Source organism: Catenovulum agarivorans YM01 (assembly GCF_000281085.1).
In the GTDB taxonomy this organism is placed as follows: domain Bacteria; phylum Pseudomonadota; class Gammaproteobacteria; order Enterobacterales; family Alteromonadaceae; genus Catenovulum; species Catenovulum agarivorans.
Window position 1 is genome coordinate 53935 of record NZ_JH767537.1, and the last position, 16342, is coordinate 70276.

Annotated in this window: 17 protein-coding genes; 9 read left to right on the forward strand and 8 right to left on the reverse strand. The window is 40.5% G+C overall.

The genetic code is table 11. The features are described from left to right. Positions 1-79: 79 nt before the first annotated feature. Positions 80-1960 (reverse strand): glycoside hydrolase family 13 protein, encoded by a 1881-nt coding sequence (locus WSC_RS0118480; protein ID WP_016957439.1) that lies wholly within the window; start codon positions 1958-1960, stop codon positions 80-82. A 165-nt stretch (positions 1961-2125) separates the two neighbouring features. Here WSC_RS0118480 and WSC_RS0118485 point away from each other — a divergent pair, with 165 nt between their 5' ends. The 3 genes from WSC_RS0118485 (at position 2126) to WSC_RS0118495 (ending at position 3647) form a co-directional block, all read left to right on the forward strand. Beyond that, the gene (locus WSC_RS0118485; protein WP_016957440.1) at positions 2126-2494 is read left to right on the forward strand and encodes a VOC family protein; all 369 of its coding nucleotides are present in this window, start codon (positions 2126-2128) and stop codon (positions 2492-2494) included. Positions 2495-2607: 113 nt separating this feature from the next. Beyond that, on the forward strand, positions 2608-2934 hold the full coding sequence (locus tag WSC_RS0118490) for a hypothetical protein (RefSeq protein ID WP_016957441.1): 327 nt from the start codon (positions 2608-2610) through the stop codon (positions 2932-2934). A gap of 20 nt (positions 2935-2954) precedes the next feature. Then, entirely contained in the window at positions 2955-3647 is a 693-nt protein-coding gene (locus WSC_RS0118495) for a helix-turn-helix transcriptional regulator (RefSeq protein WP_016957442.1), read from the forward strand. Here WSC_RS0118495 and WSC_RS0118500 read toward each other — a convergent pair. Both WSC_RS0118500 and WSC_RS0118505 read right to left on the reverse strand, forming a co-directional pair. Then, positions 3644-4261: an acyl carrier protein phosphodiesterase gene (locus WSC_RS0118500; protein WP_026016943.1), complete on the reverse strand. Its 618-nt coding sequence runs from the start codon at positions 4259-4261 to the stop codon at positions 3644-3646. The genes WSC_RS0118495 and WSC_RS0118500 overlap by 4 nt on opposite strands. Positions 4262-4272: 11 nt before the next feature. Beyond that, positions 4273-4629 (reverse strand): winged helix-turn-helix transcriptional regulator, encoded by a 357-nt coding sequence (locus tag WSC_RS0118505; RefSeq protein ID WP_016957444.1) that lies wholly within the window; start codon positions 4627-4629, stop codon positions 4273-4275. Positions 4630-4773: 144 nt separating this feature from the next. Here WSC_RS0118505 and WSC_RS0118510 point away from each other — a divergent pair, with 144 nt between their 5' ends. From WSC_RS0118510 to WSC_RS0118535, 5 genes are all read left to right on the forward strand, one after another. Further along, a complete protein-coding gene (locus WSC_RS0118510; RefSeq protein ID WP_016957445.1) occupies positions 4774-5370 on the forward strand; it encodes an NAD(P)H-dependent oxidoreductase in 597 nt (198 codons plus the stop codon). Positions 5371-5379: 9 nt separating this feature from the next. Continuing rightward, positions 5380-5922, forward strand: coding sequence for a peroxiredoxin-like family protein (locus tag WSC_RS0118515; RefSeq protein ID WP_016957446.1), 543 nt, complete (start codon positions 5380-5382; stop codon positions 5920-5922). Positions 5923-6103: 181 nt separating this feature from the next. Further along, positions 6104-6715: a DUF1287 domain-containing protein gene (locus WSC_RS0118520; RefSeq protein WP_026016944.1), complete on the forward strand. Its 612-nt coding sequence runs from the start codon at positions 6104-6106 to the stop codon at positions 6713-6715. Positions 6716-6884: 169 nt separating this feature from the next. After that, the gene (locus WSC_RS24425) at positions 6885-7478 is read left to right on the forward strand and encodes a hypothetical protein (protein ID WP_016957449.1); all 594 of its coding nucleotides are present in this window, start codon (positions 6885-6887) and stop codon (positions 7476-7478) included. A 60-nt stretch (positions 7479-7538) separates the two neighbouring features. Then, positions 7539-8099: a hypothetical protein gene (locus WSC_RS0118535; protein WP_016957450.1), complete on the forward strand. Its 561-nt coding sequence runs from the start codon at positions 7539-7541 to the stop codon at positions 8097-8099. Between the two features lie 118 nt (positions 8100-8217). On the opposite strand, the gene rapA is transcribed toward WSC_RS0118535, so the two are convergent. Then, the gene (rapA, locus tag WSC_RS0118540) at positions 8218-11031 is read right to left on the reverse strand and encodes an RNA polymerase-associated protein RapA (RefSeq protein WP_016957451.1); all 2814 of its coding nucleotides are present in this window, start codon (positions 11029-11031) and stop codon (positions 8218-8220) included. Between the two features lie 272 nt (positions 11032-11303). Between rapA and WSC_RS23365 the strand changes: the two genes are divergently transcribed. After that, complete coding sequence (locus WSC_RS23365; RefSeq protein WP_016957452.1) at positions 11304-12332, forward strand: DUF4382 domain-containing protein; 1029 nt, start codon at positions 11304-11306, stop codon at positions 12330-12332. Positions 12333-12430: 98 nt separating this feature from the next. On the opposite strand, the gene WSC_RS0118550 is transcribed toward WSC_RS23365, so the two are convergent. The 4 genes from WSC_RS0118550 to WSC_RS23370 form a co-directional block, all read right to left on the reverse strand. Then, entirely contained in the window at positions 12431-14023 is a 1593-nt protein-coding gene (locus tag WSC_RS0118550) for a PepSY-associated TM helix domain-containing protein (protein WP_016957453.1), read from the reverse strand. Between the two features lie 4 nt (positions 14024-14027). Continuing rightward, positions 14028-14312 carry a hypothetical protein gene (locus WSC_RS0118555; protein WP_016957454.1) on the reverse strand — a complete coding sequence of 95 codons (285 nt, stop codon included), beginning with the start codon at positions 14310-14312 and terminating at the stop codon, positions 14028-14030. A gap of 1 nt (position 14313) precedes the next feature. Beyond that, positions 14314-14577, reverse strand: a complete 264-nt coding sequence (locus WSC_RS0118560) for a hypothetical protein (protein WP_016957455.1) — start codon at positions 14575-14577, stop codon at positions 14314-14316. Between the two features lie 375 nt (positions 14578-14952). Continuing rightward, a partial coding sequence (locus WSC_RS23370; protein ID WP_016957456.1) for a TonB-dependent receptor domain-containing protein occupies positions 14953-16342 on the reverse strand: 1390 nt, incomplete at its 5' end.

A 16342-nucleotide genomic window follows, 5' to 3' on the forward strand; every position in this document is an offset into this window, starting at 1 on the left:
ATTTTGCACTAGAGCTGGCAAAATGCAGGTATGTGGCGAATACACTTACCTGCATTTTAATTAGAATGGTTCGTTTGCTTTACAGCACTTTAAAAATAGCCGCGGTTTTACCGGCAAGTTTTAGCTGAATTTGTTGCTTCGACAACGAGCTTTGTTCAGCGTTAAATAGTGGTGCTATCTGCTTAACATTTGCAGCATCTAACTGAATGGTTTGTTGATTCGTTTGGTTGTTAAACACAACCCAAATCGTTTCACCTTGATAACTACGGGCAAAAGCAAATACGTTATTTGCATCATCTGCTTTAACCACATTGAAATCACCCAGTTGTAATGCAGGATGTTGGTTACGAATTTTAATTAACTGTTGATAATGCTGCTTAAGTGCCATGTTAGCTTTAACTACATCAGCTTTGCGCTTGCTGCCATCTGGGTTAAATACTTCGTTTTGATATTGAATATCGTCCCACAACATAGGTTTGCGGCAATCAGGATCGTTTGCGCCCCACATGCCAACTTCATCACCGTAATACAACATAGGTGCGCCAACATAAGTCATTTGCAGCACTGCAAAATATTTTTGCAAATGAATTTCGTCCGCGTTTGGTTTACGTACCTGATAAGCTGGGTTATTCGCCGCTTGCGAAGTGCCGAAATAATCTCCCCAATCTCTAAAGTTACCAATACCGCGGTTAACTATGTGCGAGCCGATGCGGTTTGAATCGTGGCTACCAAACAGGTTTTGCACAACATAAGCAACACCTTGTGGATACAAGTCACGCAGTTCAGCGAGTTTATCGGCAAATTCGCTGGCGTTAATATCCATGCCTTTTGGGTTAAACATAAATTCTGCAGCAGCAAAAGCAAAGTTGTAGTTCATTTCACCGTCGAACTCATCCCCTTGAAAATACGGAATAACGTTTTCTGGTTTATCGACTATCTCGGCCGTTAAATAGGCTTCTGGGTTAAGTTGTTTTACATGTTTACGCCAGTCTTTCCAAAAACCATGCGCTATGCAAAATGCCACATCTAAGCGCCAGCCATCTATGCCGTATTCCCGACCTTTGCCTTTAGGGTTCATCCAACGTTCAGTTGCGGCAAATACATAATCTTTCGGGCCTGCAACTAAACCATTTTCATCCTCTTTAAATTCGGGGAGCGATTTAACCCCAAACCAGCCTTCGTAATCGAATTTAGTTCCAGCTTGCTTGTCATCAAAACCAGTTACGCTAAACCAGTCTTTATACGGTGATTGTTGTTGATGTTCGGCCAAATGTTGGAAAGCAAAACTATTAATGCCCATGTGATTAAACACACCATCAAAAATAATGCGGATACCTTTTTGATGCGCTTTTTCGATAAGTTCTAAAGCTAATTCGTCCGCTTTAGTCCAAACCCAAGTGTCAGGGTCAAGCGGATTTTCTTGCTGCATTAATTTGCGGTCGCCTTCTGGATCTGGGCCAAAATTTGGGTCTATATGGTGATAACTTGCACCATCGTATTTATGCAATGAAGGTGCATCAAACACAGGGTTTAAATAAATTGCATTAATGCCTAAATCAGCCAAATAATCGAGCTTGTCTATCACGCCTTGTAAATCACCACCATAACGGCGACGCAATAAATGCTTCCATAATTCGGGTTCACCATTGGCTTTTTCATACCCTTGTAACTCGTACCAATCACTGCCCCATGGATGAATTTGCCATTGTGCAGGCGGCTCAGCTGGGTCGGCTCCAGCTATATCTTCAACTTTTGGGTCGTTCGACGGATCACCATTGCGAAAACGCTCTGGAAAAATTTGATACCAAACGGCACTTTTGGCCCACTGTGGCACAAATTCGTCATTGCTGATTTGATTGGCTGATTGCTCAGGAGAATGCGTTAATTGCATAGTGTTAGACGTTGTAGAACATGCGTTTAACAGTAAATTCGCAATTAATAGGGTAAGCACTTTTTTCATAAATTTACCTAGAGTGAACTTAGTTAAAAAGTGATAGTAAGTAAGCTTGGGTTACATTGCGGTTACCGTTTAAATTGGTCGGTATGAAAAACTGTGTTAAAAATGAACTAATGCCAAAAATCGCTTTCAAATAATAGATTTAGTTTTTACTAAGGGACATCACAAATGAATCAGCACGAAAAACTTAACTACGTTGAATTTGCCGCGTACGACTTAACCGCAACAAAAAACTTTTTTAGCTCGGTATTCGGCTGGGATTTTGTTGATTATGGCCCTGAATATACAGCTTTTAGTAACCAAGGGTTAGATGGCGGTTTTTACCAAGCAGATTTAGCCAGCAATAGCCAAAGTGGCGGTGCTTTGTTGGTGTTTTATAGTGCAGATATTCAAAGCACTTTTGCCAAAGTAAAACAGCATGGTGGCACCATAGTTAAAGATATTTTTGAGTTTCCGGGTGGCTGCCGTTTTCACTTTTCCGAACCAAGTGGCAATGAGTTTGCAGTTTGGTCAGAGTTAGTGTCAGGGCAAAAATAAAAAACACTACTGACACTACGCTGTCAGTAGCCCCTGTTTAAGCTTCTTATTGTTGCTAGGCCATCAGTCAAACACCTAAGCAATAATTTTTAACTATGGAAAAGGAGCTTAAAATGACCTCTACAGTAATCGAATTTATCACCTACAAATTCAAATCAAATATTGATCAAAGCCAGATAGATCAAATGAATAACGAGCTGAATACCTTTTTACTTGAACAGCCGGGTTTTTATTACCGCTCATTAAGTGAAGATGCCAATGGTCTGCAGCACGACATCATTTATTGGCATGATATGCAACAAGCTAAACAAGCGTCTGAAGCTTTTATGCAGTTGCCTGTTTGCAAGTTGATTATGGATTCTACAGTCGCAGACACTGTAAACATGCAATATATGCAGGTACTATCAGAGGTATCGACACTCATGAATGAGCCAGCATAATTAGCTGAAAATATAACACCATGCGAAAAGCCGAACGTCTCTTTCAGATTTTAACTTATTTACGCAGCAAACGTGGCGTAGTCACTGCTGAACAATTAGCAGAAAATTTGCAGGTTTCGCAGCGCACTATCTATCGAGATATTCAGGCTTTATCACTATCTGGTGTACCGATTGAGTCGGAGGCTGGCATTGGCTACCGGCTCAAACCTAACTTTAATATGCCACCCATAATGTTCGACCAAGCAGAGTTAGAAGCTTTAATGTTGGGTGTGCGTATGGTGGAAAGTTGGAGTCATCAAGGCATGGCAACTGCGGCATCCTCTGCCCTTGCCAAAATTCATGCCGTATTGCCCGAACAATTACATCACAAAGCGACGTCGCAACCAGAATGGTTAATCATCCCTAAATTTGTTTCTAAAGATTACCAACAAACCAGCGAACAAATATCCAAAGCAATTAAACAAAAACTTGAATGCAATCTGCATTACCAAGATGAAAGTGGCAATAAAACCAACCGCACTATTTGGCCGCTTGGCATGATCTACTGGGGCAAAACCTGGACTTTAGTTGCTTGGTGTAAAAAACGCGAAGACTACCGCATGTTTAGGTTAGATAGAATTGAGTCGATTTGTCTAAGCGAACAAGTTTTTGTACCGACTGAAGATATTAGTTTGGAAAATTATATTAATAAGTGCCGCGAGGCATATGGTTAAAAATCCAATTTAACACTGCTCTTCAAGTCGCGGCTTTCAAGCGCATTTTGATTTACATGATTAATTAATTGTGGGAAAAACTCTAAAAATAGCATTTCTAGTTCGTCATAGTGACACTGGATATCCTCAACGGCACCTGAAAAGTTATTGGTAAAACGAATGCGTTTGGCTATGTTATCAAGTGCTCCGCCTATACCAGTTAGCGTTTCATACTCTTTAAACCAATCATTTTTGATCATGCTATTGATAACCTTTTGCATTCTACACGGCATATCAGGAATACGTTTATGCAAAAGTTGATAGCTATTTTGTTTAAACACTGCCAATGGTTCTTCATTGAACAGCATCCAATTTTTAATCAGGAAGTGATCAAATACTACGTCAATCGCAATACTCGCGAATCGTTTACGAGGTTTGGAAAAATACCTTTTAGCTTGCTTAGTTGCTAGGTGGTTATCTGTAAATTTATCGACTAAATAATGATTATCTAATGCTTTTTTCACTGTAACCGGCATATGCTTTACATCCCTTTTACCACCAAAATCTCCTAGAAGATTGCCAAAATGAGAGTCTGCATTTGGCTGAGCTAAGTAAAGGTGCGCTAGATAGTTCAAGGCAATTATCTCTATATTTGATGGGATTCAGACCAAATCCTAAGTTCATCTAAAATACTCAGTGCGGTTCTACCAAAATCAGTTAATTCGTAAGTTACAGCGACAGGTCTATCACTTATCACTTTTCTAACGACCATGCCCTCACTTTCTAATTCCTTCAGGCGTTGGTCGACCATTTTTTTGCTAGCACCGCCAAGCATACGAGTTAAGTCATTAAACCTCACTGGCTCGTCTTTCAGGTGGTAAATAATGGAACCTTTCCACTTTCCGCCAATTAAACGCATGCCTTTTTCAATAGCACAAGGTTCAGTGCACGCGTTTAAAACTTTTTTCCTGCCTTTACTATCTGTTTTTACGACACTTTCCACTCTTTTACCTCACAAATTAACTAGGTTACTAAAAGTATACTAATTGATTACCGAAATCAGGTAACTAATATATACCACATATCAACTGGGTTTGAGAGTTTTTCTCTTACTTGTTTTGACAGAAACTTAATTTGGAGTTGTTTTATGAGCACGACTGATTCGAAGAACGTATTAATTATTAATGCCCATCAATATTACCCATTCTCACAAGGTAAGTTAAATGCAGCTTTAATTGATAAAGCGATAACCATACTAGATAGCAAAGGTTATAACACTCGCGTAGTTACCATGAGTGACGAATATGATATCGACGAGCAATTAGCCCATCATCAATGGGCCGACATTGTGTTTCTGCAATCACCAAGCAATTGGATGGGCGTTCCTTGGTCTTTCAAAAAATATATGGATGAAGTTTATACCGCAGGTATGGGTGGTGCTTTATGTGTTGGGGACGGCCGCAGTGAACAAGCGCCAAAGAAAAACTATGGAACGGGCGGCACCTTAACCAATACCAAATACATGATGTCACTTACCTTTAATGCGCCGGAAGAAGCATTTAACGATACAGACGAGTTCTTTAATGGCAAATCAATCGACGACTTAATGTTCCCTATGCATATGAATTTTAAATTTTTTGGGATGAAGCCAATGGAAACCTTTGCTTGTTTTGACGTGATGAAAAATGCAGATGTCGAAAATGACTTTAAACGTTTTGAAGCGCACATCCATAAACATTTTTAGGAGGCTGAGATGAACATTGAATATACCAACAAATTGCATGCTGGTGCTGACTTCCCTGTAGTTGAAGCAAAGTTACTAAATGGTGAAGTGAAAAAACTGTCAACACCTGAAAATGGTTTGGATTGGAAAATGCTTGTGGTTTACCGAGGCCAGCACTGTCCTCTTTGTACGCGATACCTGAACCAATTAGAAAGTGCGAAAGACTTACTCGCGGAAACGGGTGTGGATTTAATCGCAGTTTCTGGCGACAGTAAAGAACAACTAGAAAGTCATATGGATAGACTTGATGTTACTTTTCCAATTGCCTACGGCCTGACTCTTGAACAAATGAAAGAGCTTGGCTTGTATATATCAGATCCAAGATCACCCGAAGAAACGGATCATCCATTTGCTGAACCGGGACTGTTTGTTGTTAACAGTGAAGGTAAAGTGCACGTAGCGGATATTTCGAACAACCCGTTTGTAAGACCAGAAATTCAGTCATTGATTAGTGGCCTAGGATGGATACGCAATCCAGCTAACAATTACCCTATACGTGGTATGCATAAATAGGCGCGATTTTGTTGCTTATTACGAACCTGAAACGGCAATATTAGTTTGAAAAATTATATTAATGAGTGCCGCGAGGCGTATGCTTGAGAAAACAACTGCTTGTTTTCTCAAGCGCGGTTTGACTTGCCACCAGCTCAAGTTTATAACTTAGTGCAAGCTTCTTTACATTCAGACCATGCCAATGCGTAAAATTTTAACTACATTCCTATGCCTAGCTTCTATCAATTCTAACGCCGCTAGTTTTGTGCAAGATTTTACTGCTGCGGCGCTAGAACGAACAAGCAAACAAATTACCTATGATGGCTCATATATTGCGATTCCCTACCCCAACGGCGATGTGCCTGCACATATTGGTGTGTGCACAGACGTAGTTATTCGCAGCTATCGAGCACTTGGTATAGATTTGCAGCGTTTAGTCCATGAAGATATGCGAAGCAACTTTAACCTCTATCCATCAAAACGTATTTGGGGATTAACTTCAACCGACAAAAATATTGACCACCGCAGAGTACCAAACTTACAAACATTTTTTGCGCGAAACGGGGTCGAATTAGCGATCACAAATAATAAAGAAGATTATCAACCTGGAGATTTAGTTACTTGGATGTTGCCAGGCAATTTGCCACATATAGGCATAGTATCAAACAAAGTATCACCTAGTACTGGCAACCCGCTAATTGTCCACAACATTGGTGCGGGGCCAAAACTAGAAGATATGCTATTCGCATATAAAATAACCGGCCATTTTAGGTATGAACCCGCCAGCTATAAGCAGCCAACCGAAGAAAGTTAGCTGCTTGGTTTCTCCCCCTAAAATTATCGTTGCATTTTCGTTAGTCTAGGCTTAAGTTTATGAAAATATTTAATTTAAAACTAATTGGAATGGCGTTGATAGACTCAACACTGAAAAGTTTTATACGCACTTCTGATGATTATGCTGCAAATAGTCTTTTGGGGGATTCATGGGGTTAGATGTGGGTGATTGGATTTCTATTTTTATGGCATTAATTGCCATAGCTTCTATAGCCATTACATACAATGTGTATCGCTCATCAACAGATCCAGAGGTAATTGTTTACGCAGATATTGATCTAGCTAGGCCATCAATAGTGAACCTAATTATCAAGAATATTGGTAAAGGAGCTGCGTTGGACATTACATTTAATACAAATAAGCCACTTCCAGAAAAAGCAATGGGGATAGATGGAAACGTTGAAATGCCCAGTAAAATGACTTCGGGGCCAATTGTTGTCGGTGTACCATATCTAGCACCTAACCAACAGTTGACTATTACTTGGGGGCAATATGGTGGCTTAAAGAAATATCTAGGTAGTCAGCCCATAATCGTAACGTCTAGATATAAACGGTCAAAAAGTTTACGAGGCTTCCCAGCCGTAATTGAGAGTATTAGCAAACTTGATATACAGTCTATGGGAACTGCTGAGTCAAGTGATCACCATTGGGGAGGTAAGCTCGTAGTAGAAATGAGAGCGTCACGAAAAGAACTTGCCGCCATTAATGAGTCTCTTGCTAACTTGAAGCAAAAAGACAGTTGACAAACGCGTCAAGTCGCCCCTGAAAAGCGTGCGCAGGGACATAAAAACTACGCAAGCATTATGAACATTAACAAACAACATCTGGAAATAAACATGGTAAACAAAGTTAAATTTTTAACAGGGATATTTTTGATTTCAGCCGTTACTGCCTGTAGTACGACAAAACAACTATCCAACACTTTTGATGCTAACTATACTAGTAAAAAAGCAAAATTGACTTTTTATTCACCAAATTTCTCTGCACATCATATGCCTCCATTGATGACTGCATTTGCATATGCTGATTCCTATTTAATTTCCGATTTTTGCGGTAAAAATGAAAAAGCTATAGGCAAAGCATCTGTAAATAGAGACAACCGAACGCAAGAAACTTGGCTGCCTGCAGGGAAAATAATAGCAAATATTGGTTATTATGCGGTTGGAGCAGGTGGTCTTACCGGTGATTCATACTATCTATTTAAAGTAGACCCTGAGGTTCACTACAAAATCACGTTGACCGAAGCAAGGCCTTTCGTTACTAGTTATTCAGTTACAATTGAGGCTCAAAAAAATAATACTCCTGTAGCAATTGAGCTTGAGCAATATGAAAACAAAAAAGACATTTGTAAAAAGTATTCATAGCACATGCGTTATGAGGGGTGAGCTCAGCTAAATCTTACTCAAATAAAAACTTCTGAGGTAGCCAAAATATTTCTCAGCTACCTCTGATATATCTAGGTCAGACAGGTTTTACCAACAACTAACCATGACTCACAACAATCAATCTTAAAGCATCTAATTTAACCCTAGCTTGGGCTAAATGTTCTTCCAAAGATTTTTGTTGTTGCAATAAAGACTCTAATTCAATTGGGCGAATATTTGGGTTAACTGCTTTTAGCTCAGTTAAACGGCTAATTTCTTCACCTAATTGTTTAGCCACTTGCTCTTTTGCTGCATCAATAATAGCGACTGATTCAGCGGTCGCTTTTTGTTCAGCTTGTTGAATAAGCTCATGCACTTGTGGCTGCAAGGCAGTAGCAAGTTGTGACGCAACTTGTTTATTTACTGGTTTAAGCTGTTTGTTTAAACCATCAAAACCCACTTTCGCCGCTAAGTTATTACCCGCTTTATCTAGTAATAAGCGAATTGGTGTTGGTGGTAAAAAACGACCCGGTTGTAATTGTTTTGGTGCGCTGGTTTCAACAACATAAATAAGCTCTAACAAATAAGTGCCTTCTGGCAGCGCTTTGTTGTTGAGAATACTTACGGCATTGTTACCCACTTCGCCACCAGCGATCATTTCAAAACAGCCTTGCACCATAGGGTGATCCCAGCTGATAAAACGCACGTCTTCGCGCGATAACGCGGTTTCACGATCAAAGGTAATTGTCATGCCATCGTCATGCAATTCAGGGAAATGTGGCTCCAACATATGCTCGGTTGGATTAACCGCTATACATTGTTCACCTTTATCTTCTTGCGATACGCCGTACACATCAAATATTTGCAGCATAAAAGCAACTAAGCGAGTGTCGTCGTCCATTTCTTCGATTTGTTCGGCGATCGCAGCACCATCAAAACCTTTTGAATTCAGCTCTAATAAAATATCGCGGCCTTGCTCTAACTGAGTATTGAGTTCAGTAATTTGGCTTTTGGCTGTATCAATTAAACCGCTAATTTGGCTTTGTTCATATTGATTTGTCGCTAGCGCTTGCAATAACTCGGCTTGCTGTTGCTCAAATACTTTAATCCCTGCAGGGCAAGTATTGGCATAGGCGTTAATGCCGTGGTGCTGCCAGTTAAACAAAGTTTGGCTGGCTGAATTAACAAAATATGGAATATGAATTTGAATATCGTGGCGCTGACCAATACGGTCTAAACGGCCAATACGTTGCTCTAATAAATCTGGGTTTAGTGGAATATCAAACAAGACTAAGTGACGAGCAAACTGGAAGTTACGCCCTTCCGAGCCAATTTCAGAACAAATCAGTAACTGACAACCTTCGTCTTGGTCGGCGAACCAAGCGGCGGCGCGGTCACGCTCTACTATGCTCATACCTTCGTGGAACACGGCAGCGTTTAAGCCAAACTTAACCCGTACAGCTTGTTCTAAAGTTAAAGCAGTTGATGCGCGTGCACAGATAATTAAAAACTTCTCGTGTTTGTTTTCTTTTATCAGCTCGGCTAAATATTCAACTCTAGGGTCAACTTTCCACCATTCAATATCACCACTGATCGCGCTTTCGTATAAAAACTCAGGGGTTAATAACGGCGCAACCGTTTTAGCCGATGCATCATCTGGGTGGCGGCTTAACCACCAATCAGCCGCTGCTTGATATTCAGATGGCAATTCCATTTCTACCGGCAATACGCAGCGTACCGGAAAACCTTTAACCGATGCACGAGTATTGCGGAATAACACGCGGCCTGTGCCATGTTGGTCAATTAGTTTTTTCAGCTCGGCAATTTGTGCTTCTGATAAATCTTCGTTGCTGGTAATTTGTTTCGCTTGCTCGGCTATTTGGCTATAACCCGCTTCTTCGGCAACAAATTTGTCGTAGTCATAAAAACGTTCAGGATCGAGTAAACGCAAACGTGCAAAGTGGCTTTGGTGGCCGAGTTGGTCTGGTGTTGCGGTTAAGAGTAATAAACCGGCACAAATACGAGATAGTTTTTCAACCGCTAAATAAGCTGGGCTTGCGCCATCTGGGTGCCAGTCTAAGTGATGCGCTTCGTCAACCACAACTAAATCCCATTGAGCTTGGCTAGCTTGTTCTAAACGTTTGTCAGAATCGGCCAATAAACCTACTGGGGCAATAATTAACTGTTCGGTTTCAAATGGGTTTTCTTCGGATGAATCATATTCACCACATCTTTCTTCATTAAATATCGCAAACTGCAAATTAAAGCGACGCAGCATTTCGACTAACCATTGATACTGCAAACTTTCTGGCAATAAAATCAGAATGCGCGATGCGCGGCCAGTTAATAACTGCTGATGAATTATCATGCCTGCTTCAATAGTTTTACCTAAACCAACTTCGTCAGATAATAATACGCGAGGCGCAACACGACTGCCCGCTTCTTTAGCTATATGGAGCTGATGTGGAATCAGCGCAGTACGCGCACCGGCTAAACCCACTAATGGATGAGTTTGATATTCGTATTGTAGTTTGCGTGCTTCGTATCTGAGGGTATACCAGTCGTTGCGGTCGATTTGCGCTGTGAATAATCTATCTTGTGGTTTATTAAATTTAAGATGGTGATTAATACGCGTTTCAATAAGTTGCTCTGGTTCGTTATTATCTGAACGAATGCCTAGGTAAATATTTAAACCATCTTCGTTGATAACCTGCTTAACTGCTAGGCTCCAACCTTCGGCACTTTCAACATTGTCACCCGGATTAAAACTTACGCGGGTTAAAGGTGCGCTGCCAATTACGTATTCTCTTTGGTCGCCTGATGCGGGAAATAACATGGAAATACGACGACCATTTAAGGCGACTACTGTGCCTAAACCTAAATCTGATTCTGAATCACTGATCCAGCGTTGTCCTAATGCAAATTCGCTCATTAGTTTTTCTGTCTCCTCTTTGAAGGGCGCGTATGTTACCCAAAGGGATGAATGCTTTCACCTATAATTTGTAAAGTATTGAAGTAAAGTTGCTATCTCGCAAGCCAGATCGCTCCATCTACGAATAAAGTTTAAAAAAGGTTGCAGTAAAAATTAAATTCGTACCCAACTGTGAAATAAGCCACAGCTTGACGGCAGCCGTGTTGCAGTATTGGCTATTGAGGTCACAATAACTAAATCTTGTTAGGAAAACAGTAAAGAGGTATTTTCAAATGAAAACTTTAACCTATAAATTATCAAGCCTTGCGTTAGTAGTTGGACTATCAGCTTGTGGCTCGTCAAGTGTGGATATTTCCAATGGCAGTGATGATTCGGCACAATTTTCACTAAGTGTTTCCGATGCAGCAGTTGAAGGCGCGACTGAAGTGAATATATTCGCCAAGCAAGTTACTTTGCGTAGCGCTGGTGGTGAAGATACAGTTTTTGCGACCTTAGATGAAAATGACCAGCCAATTAAAATTAACTTATTAGATTTCCAAGGTAGCCAAGCATACCAATTAATCAGCAATGAAGAAGTCGACTTAGGCAATTACGAATGGTTGCGCATTGATGTGGTTAATGGTGACGAGAACGACTTAACCAATACCAGCCATGTGGTATTTCCAACCGAAACTCGCCCGTTAGTTGTGGAGCGCAAAGGCAACGATGGTGTTGGTGAAATTCAGTTAGATGGTTTTAATTTAAACCAAGGCAATAATGAATTTGTTGCCGAGTTTGATTTAAAACGCTCATTGGTTGACCCAAAAAATCCAAACGACGACAGCATTAAACTAAAACCACGCGGAGTACGTTTACAAAACTTAACCGATGCGGCTAATTTAATGGTCACTGTTGATTCAGCGCTAATCGGTACTTGTGAATCAGACTTTGCCGCTTCTGCATCTGAATTAGACAGCAGTTTTGGTCACAGCGTTTATGTTTATTCATCTGGTACAACTGCGGATAATGCGTTAGATATTAATGCAGATGATGATTCTGTCAGCATGAGTCCAGTTGCGACCGCTAATTTAACTATAGATGATGTGTCTGGCGATTATATCGCGGAAATTGGCTTTTTAGGCGAAGGAAATTATGCGCTGGCTTATACCTGTTTATCGCATTTAGATGACGCTGAAACAATAGACGATGAAGTTGTTATTTACGCTTTCAAAACCAGCATTGACGTAACAGGTGATGCAAGCACAAGTGTAATAAGTGACGACCTTGTTTATGTAGCACCAGTTGTTGAAACAACTGAATAGAATTAATTGAATTAATCTCCAATAACTTGCTTAATTGCTTTGATATTTTATGGGTAGAGATCTTAATCTCTACCCATTTTTTATGGCATTGTTATTAGCTAGGCTAACGATTGTTTAGTCACCCACACACTATTTTCTTCACCTTGTTTAACTCTTTTAGCAGTCTGTTTAGCAAAGTAATAAAACAGTGCGGCTAAAACAATTGCGACTAATTCTAAAACAACATCTGAGAATGAATCTGCCGGCCAAATAGCTAAGCTTGGCAACATCAATGCGATAAATGAGTTTGCCGGAATTGCTAAACACGTTATCACCAACAAACGCAAAATAGTCACGGAACTCTTTGCCGCGCCTTTTAGATATGCGCTGAGCATGCAGGCAAAAAATACTGCGTAATACACCCACATATGTGCGTAGTTTAGCGAGTCTGTATAAGCTTTTATCCATTTAGCCGATGCAAAACAGGCAGCAACCGCCAACATAGAGCCTAAACAAATACCAACTGTTGCACTGGCCATCCATCTAACATTACGCGCTTGTTCTGGACCTTTTTTATTACGACGTTTTTCTAACCATAATAAATTGCCTGAGTAGAACAAAAACGCGCCCATAATACCCAACACAAAATAAACCCAGCGACCTAGCTCGCCACCATAACTGCCAAAATGCAGGGCAAAAAAGCTCGCGACTGTTCTAACCCATATCCCTTCTGGCGCAGGATTGAGTGTGCTACTTAAAATTTGCTGAGAATATGGCTGAATAAATACATAGTCATGTACTGGACCACGCATTGTCGAGTTTTCATCAAATACACCCACTCGAATCGTTGCGCGAGGTGTGGTTAAGTTGCCATAATTCATCGACAATATTTTATGCTCTGGTGCTATGGTTTTTACTAGGTTTTGCAACTCAGCAACACTCGGCACATTTTCTAGTTTGTATTCAACTTTAGGCGGCGCTGGGCGAGTAAACATAGGTTGTTCACGATACACTATATGCTCTAGGCCATCATATAATTGGTCGTGAAAGGCAAATACAATAACGGTTAAACTAATCACAATATGAAATGGCAAACTTAAAATACCTACGGCATTGTGCGCATCTAACCAGAATCTGCTCGAAGTTTTGTTTTGCCGTAAGCTAAATAAACTCTTAACCAAAGTTGGCAATAAGAAAATCACACCTGAGACTATAGCTAAAAAATACAAAAAGGATGCTACACCCAGTACGTATACACCTAACTCTTCGTGGCCAACTTCACCAAATATACCTGCGGTTCTGTGCAACATATCGACCAAATCAGCCAACACACTTGGCTCTGCTACTTGGCTAACTAACTGACCATCTTGGTCAAAACTCGCTTGTCGAACAACACCAGCTAAATTGAGTTCTCGGTCTGAACCTTGTTCAAACCACTCCATCGGCGCTTTATCAGCATGATTAAAATTCAGGGTAAAACCTTTCGCCGCGTCTGGATATTGAGCAACTGCTTGGGCAATTAAATCGTCATATTGGTGAGTAGCAATTGGCGCTAAAGCTTCTGATGGTGGAGTCATCCATTGATTTATTGCATCTTTAAACATGGTTAGTGAACCGGCGTAAAAACCAATAAACAATACCATGCCGCTAATAATACCTGTCCAAATATGTAAGGATTGATAAATTCGTAATATATCGCTTCTAACTTTCATCTGCTTACCTCAACAAAAAGAGCGCTGCATAGGCCAACACATTTGCCCCAGCCAAATACATCCAAGCTTGTTTGCCATTATTAAACAAATAAACAAAGCTCATTATCGGTAGCCAAATAGCTGGCGTGATCCACATATTAAATTGCACTTTGCTGTCAGCTGTTATGCCACCTGGGCCATACCAAGCAAAACAGCCGACCAGCGCAAACGAAAAAGTTAACCCGAGTAATACACCAGCTAGGGTTTTACTCCACCAATCTGGTTGAATTTTTTTATCTCTGCTCGCCATATTAGTGTGTCCTTTTAAATAAGCTTAAAAATGGCATGCAAGTAAACACCAGCATGTTCATTGCTAACCAACCAAAAATAGCTGAGGTGGTGGTAAACATTGTCAGTTCACCCACCAAAGCAACAAGCTGTAGTGATAAAGCTATATAGCGCCACGGTTTTATCGCCAAAGGTTTAGTTAACCACAGCTGATTTTTATGGCTGGCGTAAATAAGTGCCGCACTGGTGCAAATCAATAAAAAATAAACTCCGTGCCAAATCATCATTATGTCTCCATGGATAAGTGATTTCTTTGTTGCTGCTTAAGCAAAAAAACTGTGTTGCCACAAAAAGCGGCAACACAGTTTGTTTAGGGCCTGTTTATCTTTCGAGTGCAATTTTGCAGCTGTTTGTTTGGTATTTATCCAAGGCATAGCGATTGACGTGTAGTGAGCTACATGAATGAGCTATAACGCAGTAGAAATATCAAACAAACGCTGCCCTTCGGGTTCGTTCTAAATACTTTTTACTCTTTGTTGCAGCATTTTGACTTAATCCATTAGGCCTTCAATGCTGCGCCTTGATTAAAAAGCATTTAGTTAGAACAAAATTTGTCCTCGAAAGACAAACAGGCCCTATAAAGCTAGCTTGAAAGTACTAAATTAGAATTTAACAGTTGCACCAACAAAGTATGCGCGGCCACGCATAACCATGTCGCTACCAAACACAGTTGTACCTTCGCCGTTAACATAGGTTGGATCATCAACCAAAGGTTGGGTGTCGGTTAAGTTTGTAATACCTGCACGCAACTTAACTGCATCGCTTACGTTAATATTTACACCAGCGTTGATTGTGGTGTAGCCATCTAACTCTTGGCGACGATTACCAATGTGCGAACCACGGTAATTTAAGCTAGTAAATAGTGACACAGTGTCAGAAACATTCGCGTTCACTTTTACATTGGCACTATGTTGTGGGCGGTAGGTTAATTCGTTACCGTTTTGGTCTTCTGTATCTAAATAGGTGTAGTTAAAGTCAGCAGAAATCACATCAAAGTTCACGCCGAAACCTGCTTCTAAACCTGTGATATCAACTTCGTTTAAATTAACCCATGCACGGTTGCCATCAACCATAGAAGCAACAATCATATCTTCAACTTTGTTTTTGAAGATAGTTGCCGACACATCCCAATCACGCTTGTCGACAAGTACACTTACTTCGGCATTTACGCTGGTTTCTTCGCTTAAGCTTGGGTTACCTTTAATTTCACAACTACCACCACAACTTACAGTTACGAAAGAAGGTGATGATTGATATAAACTTGGTGCTCTAAATGCGGTACCAATACCACCTTTAACAACTATATCTGGTGTTGCTTCAAACACTACGTAGGCACGTGGGCTAGCGTGAGTACCATATGAATCACTTTTATCTACGCGTACACCAAGTGTGGTTGATAAATTATCAAGAATAGAAATTTCATCTTGAGCAAAAATAGAGCGAAGAGATTGAGAAGCCCCACCCGTTTCAGGATATTGCACAGAATCAAGAATTTCAGTGTTTAGATACTCTGTACCAACAGTTAACGTGTGGTTGGCAATGTTGGTAAATGCAGTTGCACGGAAAGTGGTAAAGATTTCATCTATATCACGACCTAATGGCGGTTGTACCGCATAACGCGTATTGTAGTCATACAGCTCAGCCCAAGATTTATTAACTAAAACTTTAGTACCAAAACCATCCCATTCAGAATTAAGGGTTAAACCGAAGGTATTACGGTCTATGGTTTGAGCACGGTCTGCACCACCATAGTTGGTTACAGGTACATCATCTTCATCTTTACTAATATCTATGTCTAAAGAATGGCCCTCTTGCAAAGCAACACGTAAAGTTGAATTAAACTTGAAGGTTTCACGCGCTTCAGTTGTATCGTAAGTAGGGGTTACTTTAGGATTCACCCAAATATCTTGATCAGCTTTTTCGACACTAACAGTTAAACCTAGTTTGTCACCTAGTTTACCCGCAGTATAAACATTCGCACGATACTGGCTA

What these genes read in the sequence shown, in the direction of transcription:
- WSC_RS0118480 (WP_016957439.1), bottom strand. Translation starts at nt 1,960, where the DNA reads ATGAAAAAAGTGCTTACCCTATTAATTGCGAATTTACTGTTAAACGCA.
- WSC_RS0118485 (WP_016957440.1), top strand. Translation starts at nt 2,126, where the DNA reads ATGAATCAGCACGAAAAACTTAACTACGTTGAATTTGCCGCGTACGAC.
- WSC_RS0118490 (WP_016957441.1), top strand. Translation starts at nt 2,608, where the DNA reads ATGACCTCTACAGTAATCGAATTTATCACCTACAAATTCAAATCAAAT.
- WSC_RS0118495 (WP_016957442.1), top strand. Translation starts at nt 2,955, where the DNA reads ATGCGAAAAGCCGAACGTCTCTTTCAGATTTTAACTTATTTACGCAGC.
- WSC_RS0118510 (WP_016957445.1), top strand. Translation starts at nt 4,774, where the DNA reads ATGAGCACGACTGATTCGAAGAACGTATTAATTATTAATGCCCATCAA.
- WSC_RS0118515 (WP_016957446.1), top strand. Translation starts at nt 5,380, where the DNA reads ATGAACATTGAATATACCAACAAATTGCATGCTGGTGCTGACTTCCCT.
- WSC_RS0118520 (WP_026016944.1), top strand. Translation starts at nt 6,104, where the DNA reads ATGCGTAAAATTTTAACTACATTCCTATGCCTAGCTTCTATCAATTCT.
- WSC_RS24425 (WP_016957449.1), top strand. Translation starts at nt 6,885, where the DNA reads ATGGGGTTAGATGTGGGTGATTGGATTTCTATTTTTATGGCATTAATT.
- WSC_RS0118535 (WP_016957450.1), top strand. Translation starts at nt 7,539, where the DNA reads ATGAACATTAACAAACAACATCTGGAAATAAACATGGTAAACAAAGTT.
- rapA (WP_016957451.1), bottom strand. Translation starts at nt 11,031, where the DNA reads ATGAGCGAATTTGCATTAGGACAACGCTGGATCAGTGATTCAGAATCA.
- WSC_RS23365 (WP_016957452.1), top strand. Translation starts at nt 11,304, where the DNA reads ATGAAAACTTTAACCTATAAATTATCAAGCCTTGCGTTAGTAGTTGGA.
- WSC_RS0118550 (WP_016957453.1), bottom strand. Translation starts at nt 14,023, where the DNA reads ATGAAAGTTAGAAGCGATATATTACGAATTTATCAATCCTTACATATT.
- WSC_RS0118555 (WP_016957454.1), bottom strand. Translation starts at nt 14,312, where the DNA reads ATGGCGAGCAGAGATAAAAAAATTCAACCAGATTGGTGGAGTAAAACC.
- WSC_RS0118560 (WP_016957455.1), bottom strand. Translation starts at nt 14,577, where the DNA reads ATGATGATTTGGCACGGAGTTTATTTTTTATTGATTTGCACCAGTGCG.